This is a genomic window from Anaerorhabdus sp., from assembly GCF_036637135.1.
In the GTDB taxonomy this organism is placed as follows: Bacteria; Bacillota_I; Bacilli_A; order Erysipelotrichales; family Erysipelotrichaceae; genus Anaerorhabdus.
In genome coordinates, this window is record NZ_JAVWNC010000017.1 from 17737 (window position 1) to 40294 (window position 22558).

Annotated in this window: 23 protein-coding genes; all 23 read right to left on the minus strand. The window is 32.6% G+C overall.

Translation table 11 applies throughout. The annotated features are described in order from the left end of the window. Nucleotides 1–14: 14 nt before the first annotated feature. A complete protein-coding gene (locus RR643_RS04710) occupies nucleotides 15–824 on the minus strand; it encodes an inositol monophosphatase family protein (protein WP_332482471.1) in 810 nt (269 codons plus the stop codon). After that, complete coding sequence (locus RR643_RS04715) at nucleotides 772–1557, minus strand: PHP domain-containing protein (RefSeq protein WP_332482472.1); 786 nt, start codon at nucleotides 1555–1557, stop codon at nucleotides 772–774. The genes RR643_RS04710 and RR643_RS04715 overlap by 53 nt, the downstream gene beginning before the upstream one ends. Next, nucleotides 1557–2255, minus strand: a complete 699-nt coding sequence (locus RR643_RS04720) for a phosphonate C-P lyase system protein PhnL (RefSeq protein WP_332469190.1) — start codon at nucleotides 2253–2255, stop codon at nucleotides 1557–1559. The genes RR643_RS04715 and RR643_RS04720 overlap by 1 nt, the downstream gene beginning before the upstream one ends. Next, nucleotides 2252–2863, minus strand: a complete 612-nt coding sequence (locus RR643_RS04725; protein ID WP_332482473.1) for a DapH/DapD/GlmU-related protein — start codon at nucleotides 2861–2863, stop codon at nucleotides 2252–2254. The genes RR643_RS04720 and RR643_RS04725 overlap by 4 nt, the downstream gene beginning before the upstream one ends. Before the next feature lies 1 nt (nucleotide 2864). Continuing rightward, a complete protein-coding gene (gene phnM / locus RR643_RS04730) occupies nucleotides 2865–4025 on the minus strand; it encodes a phosphonate metabolism protein PhnM (RefSeq protein ID WP_332469188.1) in 1161 nt (386 codons plus the stop codon). 8 nt (nucleotides 4026–4033) lie between these two features. Beyond that, nucleotides 4034–4873, minus strand: a complete 840-nt coding sequence (locus RR643_RS04735) for an ATP-binding cassette domain-containing protein (protein WP_332469187.1) — start codon at nucleotides 4871–4873, stop codon at nucleotides 4034–4036. After that, entirely contained in the window at nucleotides 4870–5712 is an 843-nt protein-coding gene (locus RR643_RS04740) for an alpha-D-ribose 1-methylphosphonate 5-phosphate C-P-lyase PhnJ (protein ID WP_332469186.1), read from the minus strand. Before RR643_RS04740 ends, RR643_RS04735 begins: the two co-directional genes overlap by 4 nt. Continuing rightward, complete coding sequence (locus tag RR643_RS04745; protein WP_332482474.1) at nucleotides 5696–6802, minus strand: carbon-phosphorus lyase complex subunit PhnI; 1107 nt, start codon at nucleotides 6800–6802, stop codon at nucleotides 5696–5698. The genes RR643_RS04740 and RR643_RS04745 overlap by 17 nt, the downstream gene beginning before the upstream one ends. Before the next feature lie 4 nt (nucleotides 6803–6806). After that, nucleotides 6807–7388, minus strand: coding sequence for a phosphonate C-P lyase system protein PhnH (phnH, locus tag RR643_RS04750; RefSeq protein WP_332482475.1), 582 nt, complete (start codon nucleotides 7386–7388; stop codon nucleotides 6807–6809). A gap of 1 nt (nucleotide 7389) precedes the next feature. Further along, complete coding sequence (phnG, locus tag RR643_RS04755; protein ID WP_332469183.1) at nucleotides 7390–7815, minus strand: phosphonate C-P lyase system protein PhnG; 426 nt, start codon at nucleotides 7813–7815, stop codon at nucleotides 7390–7392. 247 nt (nucleotides 7816–8062) lie between these two features. Further along, nucleotides 8063–9370 (minus strand): hemolysin family protein, encoded by a 1308-nt coding sequence (locus RR643_RS04760; RefSeq protein ID WP_332482476.1) that lies wholly within the window; start codon nucleotides 9368–9370, stop codon nucleotides 8063–8065. Between the two features lie 150 nt (nucleotides 9371–9520). Then, entirely contained in the window at nucleotides 9521–10303 is a 783-nt protein-coding gene (locus RR643_RS04765; RefSeq protein WP_332482477.1) for an HAD family hydrolase, read from the minus strand. A 104-nt stretch (nucleotides 10304–10407) separates the two neighbouring features. Continuing rightward, complete coding sequence (locus RR643_RS04770) at nucleotides 10408–11262, minus strand: DegV family protein (protein ID WP_332482478.1); 855 nt, start codon at nucleotides 11260–11262, stop codon at nucleotides 10408–10410. Nucleotides 11263–11431: 169 nt separating this feature from the next. Further along, on the minus strand, nucleotides 11432–12409 hold the full coding sequence (locus RR643_RS04775) for a hypothetical protein (RefSeq protein ID WP_332482479.1): 978 nt from the start codon (nucleotides 12407–12409) through the stop codon (nucleotides 11432–11434). Between the two features lie 117 nt (nucleotides 12410–12526). After that, nucleotides 12527–13366, minus strand: a complete 840-nt coding sequence (locus RR643_RS04780) for a PHP domain-containing protein (RefSeq protein ID WP_332482480.1) — start codon at nucleotides 13364–13366, stop codon at nucleotides 12527–12529. A 37-nt stretch (nucleotides 13367–13403) separates the two neighbouring features. Then, on the minus strand, nucleotides 13404–14294 hold the full coding sequence (locus RR643_RS04785) for a ParB/RepB/Spo0J family partition protein (protein ID WP_332469655.1): 891 nt from the start codon (nucleotides 14292–14294) through the stop codon (nucleotides 13404–13406). After that, entirely contained in the window at nucleotides 14291–15073 is a 783-nt protein-coding gene (locus RR643_RS04790) for a ParA family protein (RefSeq protein WP_332482481.1), read from the minus strand. The genes RR643_RS04785 and RR643_RS04790 overlap by 4 nt, the downstream gene beginning before the upstream one ends. Nucleotides 15074–15088: 15 nt before the next feature. Next, on the minus strand, nucleotides 15089–15853 hold the full coding sequence (gene noc / locus RR643_RS04795) for a nucleoid occlusion protein (protein ID WP_332469653.1): 765 nt from the start codon (nucleotides 15851–15853) through the stop codon (nucleotides 15089–15091). 9 nt (nucleotides 15854–15862) lie between these two features. Beyond that, nucleotides 15863–16561, minus strand: coding sequence for a 16S rRNA (guanine(527)-N(7))-methyltransferase RsmG (rsmG, locus tag RR643_RS04800; protein ID WP_332469652.1), 699 nt, complete (start codon nucleotides 16559–16561; stop codon nucleotides 15863–15865). Nucleotides 16562–17760: 1199 nt separating this feature from the next. Further along, complete coding sequence (locus tag RR643_RS04805; RefSeq protein WP_332482482.1) at nucleotides 17761–18174, minus strand: hypothetical protein; 414 nt, start codon at nucleotides 18172–18174, stop codon at nucleotides 17761–17763. A 340-nt stretch (nucleotides 18175–18514) separates the two neighbouring features. Then, entirely contained in the window at nucleotides 18515–19642 is a 1128-nt protein-coding gene (locus RR643_RS04810; RefSeq protein WP_332482483.1) for a glycoside hydrolase family 10 protein, read from the minus strand. Between the two features lie 211 nt (nucleotides 19643–19853). Then, entirely contained in the window at nucleotides 19854–20486 is a 633-nt protein-coding gene (locus RR643_RS04815) for a hypothetical protein (RefSeq protein ID WP_332469649.1), read from the minus strand. After that, on the minus strand, nucleotides 20476–22365 hold the full coding sequence (mnmG, locus tag RR643_RS04820) for a tRNA uridine-5-carboxymethylaminomethyl(34) synthesis enzyme MnmG (RefSeq protein ID WP_332469648.1): 1890 nt from the start codon (nucleotides 22363–22365) through the stop codon (nucleotides 20476–20478). The genes RR643_RS04815 and mnmG overlap by 11 nt, the downstream gene beginning before the upstream one ends. Nucleotides 22366–22558 lie beyond the last annotated feature (193 nt).

The window sequence follows — 22558 nt, forward strand, 5'->3', positions numbered from 1 at the left end:
TTGTTAAAACTGAGTTAATTCCATTCTGTACATTGATTAGTAAACTCTTTAAGTAAATCATCTGAAGTTGCTGCTACACATGTTTGGTTACTATCTATCGCATTCAGTGTGTAATAAATATCAATACGCCCACCAACTTCTTCAAGTAAAAGTCTTGCGGCTGCATAGTCCCACAACTTAATATGATTTGATATAAATAGTTGTTCCTTATTTAAAGCCAACTGACATATCGCAAGTGAGCTACAACCTAAACTACGATGAGCTCTTATTTTTTTGCTTAATCGATCCAAATCCAAACCATGACTACGATAGAACCCTAATAATGATTTTAAACTACCATTGAGAATACTATCCTTCATTTTGGTAATTGGTAATTGTTCGAGTTGTTGATCATTACAATACGCACCTTGTCCTACAACACAATGATATAATTCATCATTAACCACATCATATACGATACCAAATGTAGGTTTACCGCGATGGTAATATGCAAGTGATATTGTATAGTCACGACGATGACTAATGAAGTTAGTTGTACCATCAATTGGATCAAGTATCCATAAGTTACTACTTACAATTTGATTTACATTTTCTTCACACAACCAAGAATCATCTAGGAATACATTTTTTATTTCATTCATGATTTTATCTTGAACTTCTACATCATAGTTCGTTACTAAATCACTTATATCATTATTCTTACTTTCAACTACAATATCACTCTTGTCTTTTAATTCTTTTCCTATTCGCAATACAACTTCTTTAGCTAGATTAAACTTTTCTAACACGACTTCCAATTTCGGGTTCATTTCCATATTTTCCATGATTATCACTGCCTCCCGTTTCTATCCAGTTGTAATGGTTCGCAATTTCATGACATACTGATTGTTCTTTTATACTATGAGAACTATGATATGTTTCTATACCATCGATATCCATTGCATCATAACGATTTACCATATCAATGCATTGACTGTTAAAAGGATGAGCTAATATTGCTTTCCCTCCATCCTCATGGATACATGCAATCGCATCTTCAACGCTAGGTAATTCCACTTTAAATTGACATGGTCCTTTGTTCTTAAATAATGTTTTATAGAGTGTTCCATAGTATTCATCAGTAATTCCTTGTTCAATCAAAACTTTTAATATGTGTTGTTTATATATCGTTGTACTATGCCCTTGATTTTTATAAACATCATTCATTGTTATTTCATACCCCAAGTTTTGTAATATCTCCACTTGTTTGTGTGCAATTTCTTTTCTTTGTTTTAATGTATTTTCACACAACCTTCGAATATTATTTGCATTTAAATCAAATGAATAACCCAGGATATGAATCTCTTTTTCAAGTACATTGTCCCATGCACTAATTTCAATACCTGGTATTACTTCAAAGTCTTTTGTATTGTATTTAAGAGCTATACGTGTTCCTTCGGTTGTATCGTGGTCTGTAATGGATATACTTGTACATCCTTTTTGTTTTGCACACTCGATTATTTCTTCTACACTTCTTGATGAATCAGAAAATGTTGAATGGATATGCCAGTCTTTCACTATCCAATTTCACCTCTTTGCATGTTGAATTCTTTATCACACAAACCTTCCATGAATTCTAAATCATGGAATATCCCGAGCATCGTTGTACCATCATTTTTAAGTTGTTCAATTAATGTACGAACTTTTACTTTACTTGCGTTATCAAGTGATGCAGTAGGTTCATCCAGCAACAACAATCTTGGTTTTTTTACCATCGCCATCGCTATGTTCACTCTTAGTTTTTCGCCACCTGAAAATGTATTGGGGTATGCATCCCATAGTGTTTCATCTAGATCAAAATGCGAAAGAATGGTGATTGCTTTTTCTTTAGCCTCTTCATCACTTCCACCTGTTTCAAGTACTGCATTTTCTACAAGTTGTCTTGCTGTTGTTCGAGGCATGATTTTAAGGAATTGTGAAACATATCCTATTTCGTGTTTTCTTAGATGAACGATTTGGCGTTCTGTTGCTTTGCATAAATCAATCCACCCATATTTTTCACTATCATAAAATATCTCACCTTGTTGGGGATAATTGGTACGATAAATGCCTTTAAGAATTGTTGATTTGCCACTACCACTTCTTCCAGTAATACCGATAAACTCTCCTTTCTTCAATGAGAGATTTATATTTTCACAACCCTTTACTATTTTGTTCGCATTGTATACAGTAAATTCTTTTGATAGATTTTTAATTTCTAAACAACTTTCATTCATACTTCTACCTCATATTTTCTTATAAACTCATCAATGGATAGGGTAAAATCTTCCCAGTTATTTAACACTTTATCTGCTGGCCAATTCCACCATGCTATTTTTTCCAACGCTTCAATTTGACGAGTTGTAAATCTGTATTTTAATATACGTGCTGGATTACCTACAACAATGGCATAAGGTTCTACATTTTTTGTTACTACTGCACCGCTTCCTACAACACAACCATTACCCAATGTAATACCTGGTTTTATGATTGCTCCATGGCCTATCCAAGTATCATGTCCTATGATTGTTTTTCTTGCTTTTCTTTCATTGAAGAATTCAATATCATCTTCATCTGCTAAGCCAAACATCTTTCTTCGATAGGTAAAATGATGTAATGTAGGTCTTTCAATCGGATGATCTGTTGCACCTATTCTTACCATTGCCGCAATGTTTGCGTAATTCTTAACAATTACATTTTGTAGAATGCAATATTCACCTGTATAAGAAAATTTACCAAGTATTACATTCTCTAACCGATTAAATACACCTACTTCTGTGTATTCATCTAACTCACAATTCTCTATAACAGAATTCTCTTTAATTGTCGGTTCTTTTGTTATCATATTAAACACGATAGTTCATGTTTGATACAAGAACTCCCTCCACAAATACATGAGTTATTGCTGGATAATTATCAGGTAATCGCATTACAATGAGCATATCTGCTTTCTTACCTACTTCAATTGATCCAACTTCATGATCAATGTTAACGGCTTTAGCAGGATTTAAACTTACCTTATTGATCATCTCGTGTAATGGTTGTCCACTATCTACCATCATGAATACCGCATGCAATAATGATGCAGGATAATAATCTGAACAAAGTATGCCAGCACATCCTGTTTCAATTGCTTCTTTTGCACTCAAGTTCCCTGCATGAGATCCTCCTAATAAAATATTAGGTGCTCCCACTACTGTATGAAATCCTTGATGATATGCTTCTTGAAGTACTTCCATTGTGATTGGAAATTCTGATATTGTTGCATGGAAGTTTTTGATAACATCTAATTTTTCAATCGAGTCATCATCATGAGATGCAATTGGAATATGACGTTCTTCTGCTAAATCCGCAATTTGAATAATTTTATCCAAAGTTAATTTCTCTTTTGTCATTAAGGCATTCATTTTTTCATTAACTTGTTCTTCTGTTAAACCTTCATCATTAATGTAAGATTTCTTATAGATTTCTAAATCACGATATTGTCCTTGTCCTGGAGTATGATCCATAAATGATATTAGATGTACTTTATCATCTTTTATATAATCCACTACATCGTTATATACATCGATGTTATCTAGTTCTAGACGCAAGTGAAAACGATGATGAACTAAGTGCAATTGTTTATGACTCTTGTCAATTAACTCAATCATCTTCTTTACATTTTCTGGTTTGCGCAATGCTTTCTTACCTGTATCTTTTAGGAATGAAATAGAATGATACATCGTTGTAATCCCATGTGTAACTAATTCTCTTTCGAATTCATATAAAGCTAAACTAAAATCCATAACACTTGTTACTCGTGGTGCTGCAAGTTGTTCGATATAATCCGAGTGAATATCAATAAATCCTGGTACAAGATATCCACCTTGTCCATCGATTACTTCATTTACTTCATCATGAATTCTTGATGCAATTTTTCTAATTATTCCATCTTTCACAAGTACTTCATGATCTTTAAGTATGCCATCTTTTGTAACGATATCTATATTTACAATTTTCTTCATATGTTCTCCTATAGTAGTGAATATACTAACTGTTGTGTGTATGGATGTTGTGGATCTTCCATGATTTGATCAGTTAATCCTTGTTCAACAATTTTTCCATTTAACATTACAATGGTACGATCTGCCAACATTTTAATAACACTTAAATCATGTGATACTACAATCATTGATACTTTGCTTTCTCTTTGGATTTGCTTAATTAAATCCAGTACATTCGCTTGTACTGATAAATCCAAACCCGTTGTAACTTCATCCAATAATAGAACAGGTGGATTGTTAGATAATGCTTTTGCGATTTGTACTCTTTGTTGCATACCACCAGAGAAATTCTTTGGACATTCTTTCATCCGATATTCCGCAATGTTTACTTTTTCTAATAATGTTTTACCTACTGTCGTCATGTGTTCAACATTTTGATGATTTGCAGCGATTAACTTTTCAGCGATATTTGATATTGATGAGAAATTCATCTTTAAACCTAAGTATGGATTTTGATAAACCATTCCTAGGATAGTATTTCTTATCATTCTCTTTTGTTGATCTGTTTCTTCAAATACATTCTTCATCCCATCTTTATGGCGTTTCAAATAATACTCTCCACTGGTTGCGGGTTGATCAAAATAGAGACATTGAACAAGCGTTGATTTCCCACTGCCTGATTCTCCTACAACACCTAGAATTTCTCCTTCATACAACTCCACATTAATATCATTACACGCATATACTGTTTTACACTTTGGACAATAGTTTCCTTGTAAAGAATGACTTTTATCACCTCGACAAGAATCACATCCAGGTCCAAATTGTTTATACAAATGCTTTACTTCAAAGATTGGTTTCTCACTCATTGTATTTCTCCATTTCGTCTTTTTAGGCAATAGCTTGTATCATTACATTGATATGAAACAGCACCCGTTTCTTGATCGATAATTTCATCAAGATAAACATGATTTGCGCCACAATGACTACAACATTTACCATCAAAGTTTTCTACTTCAAACGGTACATCTTCAAAATCCAATGAAACTACTTGAGTATAAGGTGGGACTGCATAGATTTTCTTTTCCCTCCCTGCTCCAAGTAATATGGTAGCTTTGGATTGATTTAACTTGGGATTATCAAATTTTGGGATAGGACTTGGCGCCATAACATATCGATTATTTACTTCAACTGGATGATCTGCACCTGTTGCCATCGTGTTGTATTTCATAATTTGTTCAAACAACAACAACTTAGCTCCGGTGTATTCTTTTTCACCATGAAGAATTTTTGTTTTGGTTTCACTCGGCTCATAGTCACGCAATGGTTCCGGTGTTGGCACTTGTAATACCAATAGTTGATTCTCACTTAACTCTTCTTCTGGCACACGGTGACGTGATTGAATGATTGTTGCCTCTTTCGTTGATGTTGTAATTTCTACATCCGTAGTATCTGTAATCAACTTTTTAATACTAATCGCATTCACACTTTCATCACTTCCTTGGTCAATGACTTTCACGATATCTTTTTGTCCAATACAAGATAAAGTAAGTTGAATACCTCCTGTTCCCCATCCTCTTGCTACTGGCATTTCTCTTGATGCAAAAGGTACTTGATAACCAGGAATCGCAATTGCTTTAAGAATAGATCTTCTTATTTCTCTTTTACTTCCTTCATCAAAGAAGGCAAAATTAAATTTCTTCTTCATCACTATTCCCCTTTACTTTTCTAGCACTATTTAACTTTGCTTGGAATGTTACATAATGAGGTAATTTGAGATGTGATATAAATCCTGTAGCTTCAATACTATCTACATGGTATAAAACAAATTCTTCATCACTTGTCGCAAATCCTTCATCTTTTCTTTCTAAGCATTGGTCTAAAATACTCATCGCAATTGCTTTTGTTTCGTTTTGTCCAAGCGTTATACCATAACCAATTTCAAAATTGATTTCATGACTTCCATCTTTCAATAACTTTGTTACAGGAACTAAACTCTCTACCTCAGTTATTTCAACACTACCAATTGAATAAGAATCTTCTTCACTCGTTGGATTGTTTGGATTTTCAATTGTAAGAGGTAGTTGTCCCACTCTTAACTCCGCAACCGTAGGATGTACCGCACCATAACCACGTAATGATGCATACCCTAATCCAATGACCGCTTGACTCATTCCACGTTGCAAAATTTGTAATCTTTCGCTACGACTTGCAGGAAACTTAAGCGTTTCTTTTGTCGTATCTTTAGGTTCTGCATTATCTGGTTCATGTGATTCAATCAATCCTTCACTTTTTAAGTAGTCTACTACTTTAGGAAATTGTTCTATTTTAGCTTCGTCTTTTTTTAGTTTTGATTCTACTTTTCTAAAGAATTTTTTTGCATCCTCATCGGTTTCATCTTTCAATTCAAAATCAACCAAACGATGGGTATAATCGAATGATGCTCCAAGAATTTGTCCTTTTGGAATATCTTTGAATGCCGCAGATATTCTTCTCTCCACAAACATCGATGAACTTTCTGCAATTCTTGAATAATATTTTCTTGGTAGTGTAGAGCGATAGGCACGTAATAAGAAAACTGCTTCCTCTACTGATCCTTCAGCTTGTTTAAGTGCAATTGCCGCAAGCTCTCTTGAATACAAAGATGACTCTGATAAAACTTGATCAATGAGTAATCGAAATGATGCTTCTATATCTTCTGTTTTAATTGATTTCTTATGTTCTAATCGTTTGTATTTTAATCGTTCAATACTTTTCTCAATGGCCTTTTGACCACCCTTAACTGCTACATATGCCATGTTATTAAATCCTTTCTACTTGCGTAGTTCTAGGTAATGCAAGCAAGTTATAATTCTTATCTAAGAAGATGATATCCACACCCATTGGAAACTCAATATTAGTTTCATTACGAGCTTCTAACCAATCACAATTGATATTAATTTTTATATCTTTCGTGTCTTTAATTCCAGGTCCCTTACAGCGATATGTTTTACCCGCTGTACAACTATTGCACTCAACAATGATTGTCGCACTCTTATGCGGATCAATCAGTGTTCCAACTTTTGCTTGTTCAAGTACATGTGCTAATTCAAATTGATTGTCATATGCAATAAAGATATAATCCGCTTCATCCACATTCTTTCTTTGACAATAAGTAATCATTGCCATTTTCTCATCAATATTTTTATCACCATAAACACAATAACTTGTATCTGTATCCAGCAATGAAATTGCGATTGCTTGTGTACTCTTATATAAATCCATGGCATAATCACATCCATTACATATTGAATGAACATTCTTTACGGATGCAGCATAAGACATACTATCGAGTAGTTGTCTAAATAATTGTTGGGTATCAAATACTCTATGAAATTTAGACATCTTATTCCTCCTGCATCGTATCAAATGATACTTTTGTTTTTAGTATTGCTTTCATTTCTTGTCTTTGCTTTAAATCTTGTTTCTCTTTCTCAATTTCTATTGTTTTCTCTATTTTGTAACATAACGAACTATTTGCATTGAATGCCGCATCTATAATCGCTAGTAACTTTGCTTTCTTTAAATCAAATCCTTGTAGTATTCCAAATCCGATATGATTATCAATCATGACACGACATTCACTTACAACAACTTCACTTAAATAAAACAAACTGTTCTTTGCACCTTCTCTTTTTTTAATCATGACTAAGCTATGAGATGGTGATTCTATTTCTTTCACCTCATGTTGTTCATTAATTTTTTTTGCTAATGAACGAAGTAAACTAGTATTCATATTAATCAAAACTTCTGTTCTCTCTTTTCGATTCATACATTCCTCCTATGTTCATTTGTATTCTATCAATTCTGTTTCCTTGATTAGTTAAATTGAGGTAATATATGATTAAGACTTTGTAAAGTCGAATGGAACAAAGTAAAATCTTCTTTGCAAACAAAAAAAGTCACTCGTATTATGTGATAATAATAAGAGTGATTAGAATGATGCCGCTTAGCCACAACACCATGTAATAATTATGAACAAGTAAAAAGAGACATGCAATTGCACATCTCTTTTTTTACTATTCAGTTTTTGTAACAATTGCTTTTTCAATACGATAATGCTTTATCTCTTCTATTTTTACTTCTAGTTTATATTCATTCAATGTAAATTGAGCCCCTACTTTTGGTAATTCTTCAAAAGTTCCAAATATAAATCCACCAAATGTTTCATATGTATCTGTTGGCAAGCTTACACCTAGTTGCTCAGATACATCTTCAAGGCTTGCGTTGCCTATGATTTCCCAAGCATTATTTGCGACCTGAACAATTTCTTCATCATCCTTTTGATAAATATCATTTTCCAAATCACCAACTAATTCTTCTAGTAAATCATTCATTGTAATAATACCAAACATACCCCCGTATTCATCCAATACAACCGCAAAGTGATTTCTAGTACTTCTCATTTTTTTAAATAGAACATCAGCTGTCATCGATTCTAGTGCATACTGTGCTGGACGAATTAGTGTATTTACGACAAGTTCTTTCGTTTTGTTTTTCAATCTAAAATAGTCTTTTATGTTTAACACACCTACAATGTGATCTACAGTTCCATCACATACAGGATAATATGAATATCGACTATTTTTCATTTCTAATTCCCATGCATCTAATGTGTCCGCAATTTGTAATGCCTTAACATCCATACGGTGTGTTGCGATTTCTGATAGTTCTGTATCATTAAACTCAAATACATTTTGTATCATTTGTTTTTCTTCTTCTTCAATCACACCTTTTTTGTTTCCAATATCAACCATCATTCTAATTTCTTCTTCGCTTACTTCTTCATCTTCTTGATTTGGATTAATTCCAAGCAACCTAAGAATCCCATTCGTTGATGCAGTAAGTGCCCATACAATGGGTTTGAATAGATTCGATATAGTGGTGATCAATGATGACATACCTAATGCTAATTTCTCTGCTTTTTTCATCGCTAAACGCTTTGGTACAAGTTCTCCAAAGACAAGCGTGAAATAAGATAATATCAATGTAATGATCACTACCGAAATTGTATCCAGTGTTGATACAGGTAAATTGACACCCACACTAACTAACCATGTTACTAACATTTCTGAGAAGTTGTCTGCTGCAAAAGCACTTCCCAAGAAACCGGATAGTGTAATCGCAACTTGGATGGTTGCCAAAAACTTTGCAGGTTGATCTGTAAGTTTTTTTAATCGAATCGCTTTCTTGTTCTTTTCATTAACTAACTGTTCTAACTTTGCATCGTTCATCGATATAACCGCAATCTCAGCACATGCGAAAACTGCGTTCAATAAGATTAAGAATGCTTGTAAAAATAATTGAAACACTAACTGACTACTCATATTTCCTCCGTAAAATGAAAAACACACAAAAATCTATCATTGATAGTCTGTGTGTTTAATTCGTATTTATATTGACATGTCTGCCAACTATCTTCGTCCATTTATTAATTCTCCTAATTGATATATTTATAGTACAATTCGTATCTATTGTCAATTAAATAAGCCCAAAGTGATGCATGCATTATAAATACCATCACTATCTGCATCATCGGTAATGAATGTTGCGATCTCTTTTAACTCATCTATTGCGTTGCCCATCGCTACACTTGTTTTGGCTTTTTTAAACATCTTTAAATCATTAATACCATCTCCAAATACAATGATATCCTCTTCGCTTCCACCTTGCATTTCTACTATTTTTTTGATTCCTTTGTATTTATCATCTGGTTCAACAAATGCAAATGGACTTCCTTCATAATGCATAAATCCAATCTTTTTGATTTCATCTATTTGATTGTATTTTTCTTCATTATTCTCAATGATTATCCGTCTTATACATGTTTCATTTGTATAGTCATAGTTTGGATCTACTATAATATTCCTTAAAAAGTTTATGTTCGTTATAAGTGATTCTATCTTTTCATTTCTTGTAACTAAATTTGTACTATCTTCAATAGATACTGACCAGGCTAATTCTAATTCATCACATCTACGTAAGATATTTTTCGCTATTTCCATATCAATCGGTTCATAATTCTTTAATTCTCCATTGATAATGATGCCGTTACCACCTTCGCAAACTAAACTTTTCACGCCTGTCTTCTCTGCAATATCCTTCGCTAGATAGACAGCTCTTCCTGTAGCTAAAGAAACAAAATGTCCACTCTCTTCTAATTTCCTTAACGCTAAAAATGTCGATTCACTTATATGATTACGTTTTGTATGTGATGTAAGTGTACCATCAATATCAAAAAATATGTATTTCTTGTTCATAAACTATCCCTCAATTCAAATATACTTGTCTATTATCTCAAATTGTTTCATCAAAGTGAAGTTAAGTTTTGGTAAACGAAAAGGAATGTTTCCATTCCTCTTGATTACTTCTCACTAAATCCAATAATCCCAAATGCACCAGGACCACTGTGTGTAGATACTACGCAACCCGCTTGTATCCACATACAAGATTCGAACCCACACTCTTTCGCAGTATTCTCTGCTTTTTCTTTTAATGCAGGATTCATATCTCCAGAATAAACAAAGATAGCTCTGTCTTTCATTAAATGATGTGTTTCACTGAACTCTTTAATCAATTTAATTCCCGATGTCATAATCGAACCTCGGTATTTTTTAGCCGACATTAGTTTACCATCAACAATTTCAATAACAGGACTCAAATTAAGAATTTTAGCCCCCATATATGCCGCATTACTCACTCTTCCTCCAGCTTTAAGATAAACTAAGTCTCCTGGAATAAAACCCATATGTATTCTATTAATTAAATCATTTACCATTTCAATTACAACATCTAATGGTGCATCTGGATTCTTTTCCAACCATTCCGCAACTGTTAATACTAGGAATGCTTGCCCAGCAGATACACATTTTGTATCAATACTTGTAATATAATCTAATCCATCCGCCGCAATAACCGCACTTTGGTATGAACAAGTTGTGATAGCTGAATAAGCTAAATGTAGTATATGTTTATCCGGATATTGTTCATGTATTTCGTCAAACACAATTTCAAAATCGCCAGGTGTAGAACCCGCTGTTTTTGGAAGTGTTCCTGTCTTATGATAATAATCGAAGATATCACTCACTGGAAAAGTCATATCATCTTTAGTTTCAGTTCCAAATGACACGTGCATAGGTACGATTTTAATTCCGTATTTATTTACGATTTCTGCAGGAATATCTGCTCCTGTTTCTGCTACTATAATATATTTACTCATCCATTACCCCTATTCTTTGCACTGTTCAATTAAAAATGAAAGCGCTGATTATGATTTTCATTATACCACGCTTCCATCTTTTTAATATTAATATTTATTTCTTATGTATTAATTTTGTATTAAATTTTTAGTGTTTATAATTAATCTTATCCGTATTACTATTTTAAATTTAGTTGTTGATCGGTATTCCAACATTTACTTTTTTAAGATTAAACTCCCCTAAGTAGTCTACTGCAGCAATTTTCCAAAGCCCATCCTCTTTTTTTAACTTGATTGTTTCAAGATATTTATCATTGAATTCATCAAGTTCATCAGGATACCCTGTTTGTGCTCTAACCTCAATAACGACTTCTTCATCATTAATGTATTCAATTGCTTCAATCCTATCTAGCTCGGGGTGCAGTTGATATTTGTATTCGCCACATTGACATATATACATATAAGCTAATCCATCCACATCCAAAAGATAAGTTATACTATCTCCACTATACGCACTTTGGAGTACATCTTCTACGAAATCTTTTGAGAATACCTTGTAATATACATTGTAAATATCTTCTGTTGTATTAATTGGGTTACCATCAAGTGAAATTACTTTTGTAATATCTTCATTACCATTAAGTCGAATACTGTAATCATTCTCAAAGAATGATCCCATTAATGACCTTTCAAATATGCCAAGGAATAATTCAAATTGACTTAGTATTTGCGCTTCTTCCTTATACTCTTGATTATCATCATAAGGATTACGTAGCACAATACCTAGCGTGTAATATGTCAATGTAAGATCTTCTATTCTAAGGCTAACATTCACCGCGTATTTATCATTAAGTTGTACCTCATAAACTGTTTCCTTCAAATATTTATCATTAACTATATGCTTAATCTCTATCTTGGAATCTTTTGAAATTGGATCTATTTCCTTTAATTCAATATATTTCTTTTCATCTGGTCTTTGATTGTACTCATCAATACTTTTATTTATTTCATCAATCAATTTTTGTGGTAACAATTCAATTTCCATATCATTTTCTTTTATTTCCATTGGAAGTATCGGTGTCTCAATGGGCTTTTGTTCAAGATTCTCATCCTTTGTACATCCAGTTATTAAAATACTTACGAGTAGAATGCTTATTATTTTTTTCATCTTCATCCTCTTTTCATATAATTCAAATTAGGTCTATCATTGTAGATTTAATATATCATATTTTTGTTTCTTCTACTACTTAAATATAGAAAAAGAAAGATAAAGTATCTTACCTTTCTAGATGATGTTATGAACTACTAAATCTTTTAAAACAAGTTCTTCTTTTGCAATATCCAATTGTCCAATTGTTGTTTTCTCAAATGTACCATGGCAATCACAACCACATGTAATCATTAAGTCTTTTTCTTTGCACAATTCCAAACAGACTTTCACGACTTCTTCTGTATGGGATGGATAGTAACATTCTATGCCATCTAAGTCATTACTTTCAATTATTTTTCTAAGCTTAAATTTAAAATATTCCATGTCTTTTGTATCAATTACTTTTCCAGGATGAGCTAATACCGCTTTCCCTTTTGCAAAATGTATCATTTGACATACTTCTTGTATCGGTGGAAAATCAACACATTCATAGGTATGGTCATATTTAAAATAGTATCCAAAACTTTCTCCGATATCATTGGCTAATTTACGGTCAATGAAATAGTATAGTGCTTTCCATCCACCTAACTTTGGGTCATAAGTATATTGATTAAAATCATCCAAGGATACCTCTGGATAATCTTTCTCCATTTTCATAATTAGTTTTTCACTAACTTCATCTAACTTACGTTTTATTGTTTCCAAATAATTCTTGAATTCAGTATTTTCCAAATCATATCCATAGGCAAGCACATGGAAGTTTTCACCATCTTCTAGTGTATCTACTTCTGCTCCTGTTATGCATTGAATATTGGCTTCCTTCGCAAATTCAATAATCTCTTTATTCCCTGTACATTGATTATGATCAGTTAGTGCTATTAATTCTACATCATTATTTTTGGCGTTTTGTATAATCTCTTGTGGTGTTAATGTACCATCAGAGTAATAAGAATGAATATGTAAATCAATTCTCATCTTTCTCCTCCTTTATTAAAGAAAAGAATAAGTTTCCTTATTCTTCAATTAATCCTAATAATTCTAGAATTCTATTTAAATCATCATCACTTGTATATTTAATTCTAATTTCATTTTTATCCAAACTAACTAATGTTTGTAGTTTAAGTTCCATCAGATTTTCAACATATACAAGATTTGGATCTTTTTCTTTTAATGGTTTAACTTTAGTTTTTTTCTTGTCATTACCATCTGCAATTTCTTTTGTCATTGCTTCTACTGTACGTACTGATAACCCTTCTTTGTATGTTTTCTCTGCAATCTCAATCGCAAGTTCTTCATCTTCAATTGTTACCAATGGACGTACATGTCCAATTGAAAGTTTTTTCTCTGTAACCATTTTTTGAATGGGTTGAGGTAATTTCAATAAACGCATAATGTTTGTAACATAAACACGAGATTTACCAACACGTTGTGCAAGTACTTCTTGTGTATAGTTTAATCTTTCAGCAAGATGTTGATATGCACTAGCTTCTTCTAATGGATTTAAGTCTTCACGTTGTACATTTTCTAGAATTGATATTTCCATCATTTGTGCATCTGTAAAATCCATAATGATTGCAGGGATTCTATCCTTCTTCGCAATCTTACTCGCACGCCAACGTCTTTCACCCGCGATGATTTCATAGCCTTGTAGACTCTTACGAATCAAGATAGGTGTAAACACACCATGTTCACGAATTGAGTCAGCCAAATCATTTAAAGCCGCTTCATCAAAAATTTTACGCGGTTGGTATGGGTTTGGTCTAATTTCACTTATTGCGATTTCATTTGTTTTTCCACCTGCGTCAACCTTACCTTGTTGAATATCTTCAATGGCTTCCATCATGTCTTCGCCAAATATAGCTTCTAATCCTTTACCTAATCCTTTTTTCTTATCTGTACTCATGCTTTAGCCTCCTTTTGAGAACTGTTGATCACTTCTTTAGCAAGTGATGCATAAGCTTTTGCACCTTCCGAACGAACTTCGTATTCAAATATAGTTTGTTCACGACTTGGTGCTTCAGATAGCTTTATATTTCTTGGTATATAACTCTTATATACTCTCTCTTTAAAATACTTACGAACTTCTTGTTGAACCTCAACAGATAATTTTGTACGAGCATCAAACATTGTAAGCAATACTCCTTCAATTGTAAGTGCAGGATTAAATAAACGTTGTACCAAACGAATTGTACTTAGTAATTGTGTTAATCCTTCCAATGCATAATATTCACATTGTACTGGAATGATTACAGAATCTGCCGCAGTCAATGCATTGGTATTTAATAATCCAAGTGATGGTGGACAATCAATAATAATGAAGTCATACTCATCCTTAATTTCAACTAACTTATTTCTTAGTAGTTTTTCTCTTCCAACTTTGAATTCTGCCATTTCTAAATCAGCACCAGCTAAATTAATATTGGCAGGAATAACAGCACATGGTGGAACTTTCAATTGAATCACCGCATCACTTGCTTTTGTATCCCCGAGCAAAACTTCATAAACTGTTGATTCATGTTTCTTCTTATTCGCACCAATTCCTTGTGATGCATTGCCTTGAGGGTCAAAGTCTACCATTAACACTTTTTTACCTAAATATGCTAATCCCGCAGATAAATTAATACTTGTTGTTGTTTTGCCTACTCCACCTTTTTGATTAGCGATTGCAATTATTTTCCCCATATGACACCATCCTCACTATTTAGGAAATTTGATAATAATTCGTACATCTGTTAATGTTTCATCCATTTCGGTTGTTACATCAATCCCTGTTTTCTTTATCATTTGTACACATTGATTGACACTATTAATCCCAATTTGTGTGTTTCTTGTAAATCCTTTTGTTGCTTGTTTTTTCTTCTTTGGTTTATCATCTCTTAGTTCTTCAATATAACCCTCAGATTGTCTAACATTGTATTGGCGATCCACAATATTATGGAAAGCTTCTATTTGTTTATCTCCAGTAAGACTTAACAAAGCCCTTGCATGTCTTTCTGTAATTTGTCTTTGTAATATACCTTCTCGAATTTCTTCAGGAAGATTTAGTAATCTAATTTTATTCGCAACTGTTGATTGTGTTTTTCCAATCTTCTTCGCAACTTCTTCTTGTGTAAGTGATGCTTGTCTCATGATTTGAACATACGCTCTTGCTTCTTCAATTGCGGTTAGATTTTCACGTTGTACGTTTTCAACCAATGCCATTTGAGCTGCTTGCTCCTCTGTAGGTGTCATGATGTAACAAGGCACTCGATCAAACCCTGCCAATTGACAAGCTCTGAATCTTCTTTCCCCTGCAATAATCTCATAACTATCATTGTATGCTCGCACTGTAATTGGTTGAATTAATCCATTCTCTTTGATAGATTGAGCTAATTCTTCTAATGCTACTTGATCAAACTCTAATCTAGGTTGATAACGATTAGGTCGAATACGACTTACTTCTATATTTAATATCTCTTTCATGTTACTCCTTTAAAGTGGATTCTTTTTAATCTTTGCAAACATTCTTGGATACCCTGATGGTGTTGATTTAACTTTGCGATAAAATAAGTTAATTCGACTTGAACCATCTTGTAGTGTACGAGTTTCTTCTTTAACAAGCTCACACCCAAGTTTTGTCGTTGCACTTAATGCTCCGTTATACTCTTCCATTCCATTTGAACCCTTCATCGCTAAGAATAATCCCTCTTTCTTAACTAAAGGTATACATAATTCAGCTAACATATTTAAATTTGCCACAGCTCTTGCAGTAACAACATCAAATGTTTCTCGATGCTTTACCGCATAATCTTCAGCTCTTTCATCTAAACAGGTAACACCCGATAAATTAAGCTCTTTTTTAACAGTCTCTAAGAAAGTTACTCTTTTCTTTAGTGGTTCTAGAATGGTAATTTTAAGCTCTGGATATGCAATTTTAAGCGGTATTGAGGGAAAACCTGCCCCTGAACCCACATCACATAAATGACCTTCTATATGCGTTGTAAATGAGGGTAATAGCGAATCATAGAAATGCTTATCTAGAACTTCTTCAAACTCCACTATCGCTGTTAAATTCATTTTTTCATTCCACTCTTTTAATATCTCAGCATAGCGACAATATTGTTGTACTTGAGTTTCATTCAGTACTAATCCTTGTTTTGAACAAGCTTCTACAAATTCTTCTAATTTCATACTGCCCTCCGTTACATTATTATACCAAAGATTACCTCTAACCTCTATCATTATTTCCCAAACATTTCCAAGATATGACTCTACTTAATTATCAAAGAAGCTAGATATTCTTTTGTACACCCAGATCTTGTTAGTAATTTGTTATTCTTCACATATTATAAACTTATTAATGACAGATATTACTACATTAAGCGATAGTTATAATGACAACTACATGTCACTTGCTAGAATTTAGTAAGAAATTCGAGTCATTGTACCTATTTAGACAAACTACGCAAATCAAATGGACTAACAAATACAAAAAAGAAGCAGATATCTATCATTTACTGTGGATGTGGATACGCTATTACAAATAGTGGGGAGTAAAAGTCCACAGTAGTTGTTAATGAACACAATTTAAATCTCATGATAGACTACTTCAGTGTTGTTTATTTCACAAGGAGGTAGTTTTTAATTGGAAAAATATAATACATTATTATCAGACTTACTCAATGCAAAACTTAATTCTATCAATCCCTTGATAGTTATAAATAGAGGGCGACCTATTAAGAATAATTTATCTCTCAATAAACCTCTGGATTTGGAATATATTTATTATTGTTTAGCAAAATTAATTATGCTTTTTAACGTAGATAAATCACTGTGTAAAGTCGCAAATCGATATTACTTCACGTAAGAAATCTCATTGTCTATGCACTCAATACTTTAGATTTTTATTCCTAAGTACTATTTGAATCTTATCTGCATACAAAAAGAGCGATTTATTTGTGGTTTTTCACAAACTGATCGCTCTTCTTTCTTTCACACTTTGTTATAGTGGCTCCACACCTTTGTTTGAGTTGTCCCCACTAGTTGTTAGAGTGCCAAAGAAGCCTATTCGGCTCCGTTATCAGTCGCATTTTTTAGAAAGGTAGCGAAGCACCTTGATACATTATAATATTAACTATTTCGAATACTCTGGTCAAGCGTATCAAATTATTTTAACTCTTAATTTCTTAAACTAAAACTGTAAGACACTTGCTAGATATATTGATTATCCATTTACAAGGAACATTTAGCGCAGATGAAATGATGTTAAAATTCCTGTTTTATCAATATTGTGATAATCTCATCAATATATATTTAGATCATATTTTGAATACATAACAAATTTGCCACTTCAATGATTATACTATCAGTTATTTGGTTAACCGATGCACTTATTTTTCTATGTATCTCACATACACATAAAGTACTGTAACTGGTATTAGTATATTAAGCGATAGAGGCAGAAATAAGTTCCCAAACTTTGGATTTACCATGGAAACAATAAAAACAACGATATAACACCCAACTATTTCATTTCTTGCATTCATTAAATACTTCTTAAAAGTTTCATGCGCATTCTTACTCTTACTCTTCTTTGACGAATAAATGAACCAAATTATCAATCCTATGATAAATAGAAAGTCAGTAGATAAACCTACTGCGAATGGTACAAATACTTCATTGTAATTCGTGAAATCTCCTAATATACCCATTTTAAGAATTGCAATTAGAATAAGATATGTTATTAGTGTAGATACTACAAAGATTAAGACATAACTTTTTTGTTTCATTATCGCTTCTTTCATACAATACTACCTCCTTTATCATCATTATACATGTTCAAGACTTTGAATATATAATCTGGTGCAAATTTGCCCACGAGAAGGTCTAAAAAGCAAAATACATTTTTCATATTAAATTAGCACTTTGTAATTATTGTTTTACGAACCACCTTATATTAACGACTATTCTTCATTATGATTTTTCCCAGATTTCTAAGTCTTAAACCAAAGTTTCATACGAAAAGAGATAGTTTAAACATAAACAACAACTGAAATCACCTTTATACACATTCTTATTCGATTCATTTGCCATATCCCTTGTCTTCCAAAGACAAGTATTTACTCTAATCAACTTAGCGTTATTTTAATTGGAGAGATTACTTTTATTACTTAATCCTATATCATTACACTCCGTAAACAAAGAATGGTACGAAAAGAATGCATAACCTCGACATCTACTCATTGTCTTACAATCTTGTATTTGTTTTGAAAGTAATTTTGTGTCTGTATTCCATTCTTCTTGATCACTGTCCTTGCTAGGTATTCCTAGTTTATAAGCTGCAAGTCCTACAATTAAATCTACATCACTCTTTTCAACTAGTTGATTCCACATCGTTAACGTTTCCAAATACGGTCTCGTTTTATTGGTATACCCCCAATAAATTTGAGGGAGAATATAATCTATACTACTACTTATTATCCATGCTTCCACATCTCCAAAGATTACATCTCTAGAATATTCTAAATTACCCGATGGACTAATCCCAAAGGTGAGTCCATGATCTTGTGTTATTTCATGGATATCACTTACTAATTGATTCACTTGATTTTTTCTAAATGTACTTCTATCCATTTCCCCACTCGCAATGAATTGTTCCTCATCAAATGCATCATCTACTTTTGCAGGATAGAAATAATCATCCATGTGAATTCCATCAATTTCATAATTCTTTATTAATTCCTGTACAATGCTCAATACAAGTTGTCTTGCTTCATCTACTGCTGGATTCAAGTAATATCTACCTTCAAAACTACAAAGTGCAAGACTATTTTCAATCACCATTTTTTTAATTATATTAGTTTCATCCAAACTGTTTACTTGTTCTTCCGTATATGAGCGCATTGGATTAATCCACGCTTCCACATGCATTCCTTTTTCATGTGCTTTTTCTACAAATAATTTTAAGTAATCTATTTCATCACTTACACGACTTGATTTCGCATAAATCTTTGAATCGTAATAAGCATCTGTAAATGCCACGGCATGAACAAATAGAGTATTGATGTCTAGTTCATCACAATTATTTATAATTTCTTCTATCTTGGATTCAATTTCTTTATTCTCTAACCCTTTTAGATTTTTATCAAAATCCACATAAGAAAACCACATTGCTTTTATTTCACTTGGTAATGCTACATGAATTGGTTCTTTCTTAGTAGTACATGACATAAGTAGAAAGCTTACCAGTATAATTTTCAGAATTTTCTTCATCGCTTCAACTCTCCTATTATTTCCTATTTTATCATCTATTCTCAGATTATTGCGTAACACAAGAAAAATTTCACTTCCTTCATTAAACTATTTCCGTTTTAGATTGTGTAAATGAGTTATTACCCTTCTTTTTTTATTTTTTGTCCTATGCATAGAACAAGAATGAGATTACTTATCAAACCAAAAGAAAAAACTGCACAGTAGCAGTTTCTTAATCTTTCTTTGGTAAGATGAATTCGCTATAAGGTAATGTTTCTACCCAATCACAGAATGCATGCCACTCAGGCAAACGATGTGTTCTTCTTTGAAGATAGATTGTTTTTAATTGACGATAGTTTGTTGTCATGCGTGCAGTTATTTTGAAACCTGCAGGATTTGAATATAATACTTCTAAGTACATAAGCTTAGCTTTTTCGTTTAATTCCTTAACATCAGCACCTTCTTCTTGTAGCTTTTTAATTTCTGCTTGAAGATCATTGTATGCTTTTGTTTTTTCTTTCATGATTTCAATCATTCTTGGATCAACATATTCAATAAATGCATTATCCATATCAAATCTACATATACGATGCATTGTTGATTGGCTACTAATAAAATCAATGAAATGATATCGTTCTAATTCAACCCAAACTTTATTTGTAAACGTTAAATCAAATTGAACAATGATACCATTTAAGAAATTATCATGTCCCTCTCCTACTCGACTTGATGCAAGTTTGTATGTGGTTGGCGTTACATCTGATGTTACAGCATTTGTATCTGTTGCCATTGGGTACTTACTTCCGCGTACTGCACTTTCAATACCAAATATTTCTACATTATTAATGACTTCGTTAATTTTCATCATTCCCCTTCTTTCTACGTCTTTGTTCAAGTGTTATCGCAAGTACTGCAATATCTGCAGGATTAACTCCAGATATTCGTGATGCTTGTCCCATTGTCATTGGACGAATTTTTTCTAGTTTTTGTTTACCTTCTAATGATAAGTTATCTATTTCAAGATAATTAATATCCTCTGGAAGTAATACTTTTTCCATTTGATTTAATCTTGATGCTTCTTTTAATGCTTTATTGATATATCCTTCATATTTAACTTCGATTTCAATTTGTTTTGCAATCTCGTCTGATATATCATAATCCAATGCTTTACATAACTCTCGACATTCTACATTTGGACGTTTCAATAAATCATATCCTGTAATTCCTTCTGTTAACTTTTCATATCCAAGAGTTTCTAAGTAAGTATTGATTGAATCTTTTGGAGTAAAACGAATTGATTGTAATTTCTCTTTACCCTCATTAATTTTGGTCATTTTATATAAATATTCTTGATATCTTTCTTCATTTATAACACCAAGTTGATATCCCTTTTCCATTAGCCTTTGATCCGCATTGTCATGACGCAACAATAATCTAAACTCTGCTCTTGATGTAAGTAAACGATAGGGTTCCAATGTACCTTTAGTAACTAAATCATCAATCATAACCCCAATATACGCTTCATCTCTTCTTAGCACGAGCGGATCTTTGCCATTGAGTTTATTCACTGCATTAATTCCAGCCATTAAGCCTTGTCCCGCAGCTTCTTCATATCCTGATGTCCCATTAATTTGTCCTGCAGTAAATAGATTCTGAATCTTCATTGTTTCTAGTGAAGGTTTAAGTTGTAGCGGATCCACTGCATCATATTCTATTGCATATGCATATTTTTCTATCACTGCATTTTCTAAGCCAGGCAATGAATGAACCATTTCCTCTTGAATTTCATGAGGTAATGATGTGGAGAATCCTTGTACATATGTTGTATCTAATTGTAATGATTCTGGTTCTAAGAATAGTTGATGCCTTTCCTTATCAGAAAAACGAACTAACTTATCTTCAATAGATGGACAATATCTAGGTCCAACTCCTTTAACTACTCCTGAATACATACTAGATTTATGTAAGTTTTCTTTAATAATTTCATGTGTTTTTGGTGCTGTATATGTCAAGTAACAAACAACTTGTTGATCAAAAGGAAGTATCTCTTTTGTACTAGTGCTAAAGGAAACAAATTGTTCTGTGCCTGGTTGTATTTCTGTTTTAGAAAAATCAATTGTATCTGTTTTCACACGCGGTGGTGTTCCTGTTTTTAGTCGAAATGTTTCTAATCCTGCTTCACGTAATGAAGCAGATAGATCATGTGTTGTAGGTTCTGAATCCGGCCCACTTTCTGTAACATTCTTAGATACCATAACTAAACTCGACATGTAAGTCCCAGTAGTCAGAATCACAATTTTACTATCTATCACATCACCATTCATCATAGTAATTCCTGTCACTGTTTGATCCTTGAAATTGCAGCATTTTACTTGCCCTTCAACAACCGTTAAATTTTCTTGATGCAAACAAATATCTTGCATCATTTTTGAATATTCTATCTTATCTGATTGTACACGCAAAGATTGTACACCCGGACCTTTTGTTGTATTTAACATTTTAAACTGTAACGCTGTTTTATCTGCAGTGATTCCCATTTGACCACCTAACGCATCAATTTCTCGAACAACTATTCCTTTAGCTGGCCCTCCTATTGATGGATTACATGGCATCTTAGCTATGTTCTCTATGCTTAATGTAACTAATGCAGTTTTCTTATTACAACGTGCAGATACGAGCGCTGCTTCTACACCGGCATGCCCAGCACCTACAACGATAATATCAAAATTATTGGATGCACTCACAAACTCACAACCTCTCTTTATTTCTATACAATCATATCATATTTTATACCTTCTTTATTTGTGAGTTTCTTAACTATTTAAATTTAAAAAGGCTTTATTTTATGTAGTCATTCTTCATTCTTTCTTTTTTGTAAATTCATTACATCTTCTGATGATAACTATCTAGTAAGTATTTCAAATTTCAATTTAAGAT

What these genes read in the sequence shown, in the direction of transcription:
- RR643_RS04710 (WP_332482471.1), bottom strand. Translation starts at nt 824, where the DNA reads ATGGAAAATATGGAAATGAACCCGAAATTGGAAGTCGTGTTAGAAAAG.
- RR643_RS04720 (WP_332469190.1), bottom strand. Translation starts at nt 2,255, where the DNA reads ATGAATGAAAGTTGTTTAGAAATTAAAAATCTATCAAAAGAATTTACT.
- RR643_RS04725 (WP_332482473.1), bottom strand. Translation starts at nt 2,863, where the DNA reads ATGATAACAAAAGAACCGACAATTAAAGAGAATTCTGTTATAGAGAAT.
- phnM (WP_332469188.1), bottom strand. Translation starts at nt 4,025, where the DNA reads ATGAAGAAAATTGTAAATATAGATATCGTTACAAAAGATGGCATACTT.
- RR643_RS04735 (WP_332469187.1), bottom strand. Translation starts at nt 4,873, where the DNA reads ATGAGTGAGAAACCAATCTTTGAAGTAAAGCATTTGTATAAACAATTT.
- RR643_RS04740 (WP_332469186.1), bottom strand. Translation starts at nt 5,712, where the DNA reads ATGAAGAAGAAATTTAATTTTGCCTTCTTTGATGAAGGAAGTAAAAGA.
- RR643_RS04745 (WP_332482474.1), bottom strand. Translation starts at nt 6,802, where the DNA reads ATGGCATATGTAGCAGTTAAGGGTGGTCAAAAGGCCATTGAGAAAAGT.
- phnH (WP_332482475.1), bottom strand. Translation starts at nt 7,388, where the DNA reads ATGTCTAAATTTCATAGAGTATTTGATACCCAACAATTATTTAGACAA.
- phnG (WP_332469183.1), bottom strand. Translation starts at nt 7,815, where the DNA reads ATGAATCGAAAAGAGAGAACAGAAGTTTTGATTAATATGAATACTAGT.
- RR643_RS04760 (WP_332482476.1), bottom strand. Translation starts at nt 9,370, where the DNA reads ATGAGTAGTCAGTTAGTGTTTCAATTATTTTTACAAGCATTCTTAATC.
- RR643_RS04765 (WP_332482477.1), bottom strand. Translation starts at nt 10,303, where the DNA reads ATGAACAAGAAATACATATTTTTTGATATTGATGGTACACTTACATCA.
- RR643_RS04770 (WP_332482478.1), bottom strand. Translation starts at nt 11,262, where the DNA reads ATGAGTAAATATATTATAGTAGCAGAAACAGGAGCAGATATTCCTGCA.
- RR643_RS04775 (WP_332482479.1), bottom strand. Translation starts at nt 12,409, where the DNA reads ATGAAAAAAATAATAAGCATTCTACTCGTAAGTATTTTAATAACTGGA.
- RR643_RS04780 (WP_332482480.1), bottom strand. Translation starts at nt 13,366, where the DNA reads ATGAGAATTGATTTACATATTCATTCTTATTACTCTGATGGTACATTA.
- RR643_RS04785 (WP_332469655.1), bottom strand. Translation starts at nt 14,294, where the DNA reads ATGAGTACAGATAAGAAAAAAGGATTAGGTAAAGGATTAGAAGCTATA.
- RR643_RS04790 (WP_332482481.1), bottom strand. Translation starts at nt 15,073, where the DNA reads ATGGGGAAAATAATTGCAATCGCTAATCAAAAAGGTGGAGTAGGCAAA.
- noc (WP_332469653.1), bottom strand. Translation starts at nt 15,853, where the DNA reads ATGAAAGAGATATTAAATATAGAAGTAAGTCGTATTCGACCTAATCGT.
- rsmG (WP_332469652.1), bottom strand. Translation starts at nt 16,561, where the DNA reads ATGAAATTAGAAGAATTTGTAGAAGCTTGTTCAAAACAAGGATTAGTA.
- RR643_RS04805 (WP_332482482.1), bottom strand. Translation starts at nt 18,174, where the DNA reads ATGAAAGAAGCGATAATGAAACAAAAAAGTTATGTCTTAATCTTTGTA.
- RR643_RS04810 (WP_332482483.1), bottom strand. Translation starts at nt 19,642, where the DNA reads ATGAAGAAAATTCTGAAAATTATACTGGTAAGCTTTCTACTTATGTCA.
- RR643_RS04815 (WP_332469649.1), bottom strand. Translation starts at nt 20,486, where the DNA reads ATGAAAATTAACGAAGTCATTAATAATGTAGAAATATTTGGTATTGAA.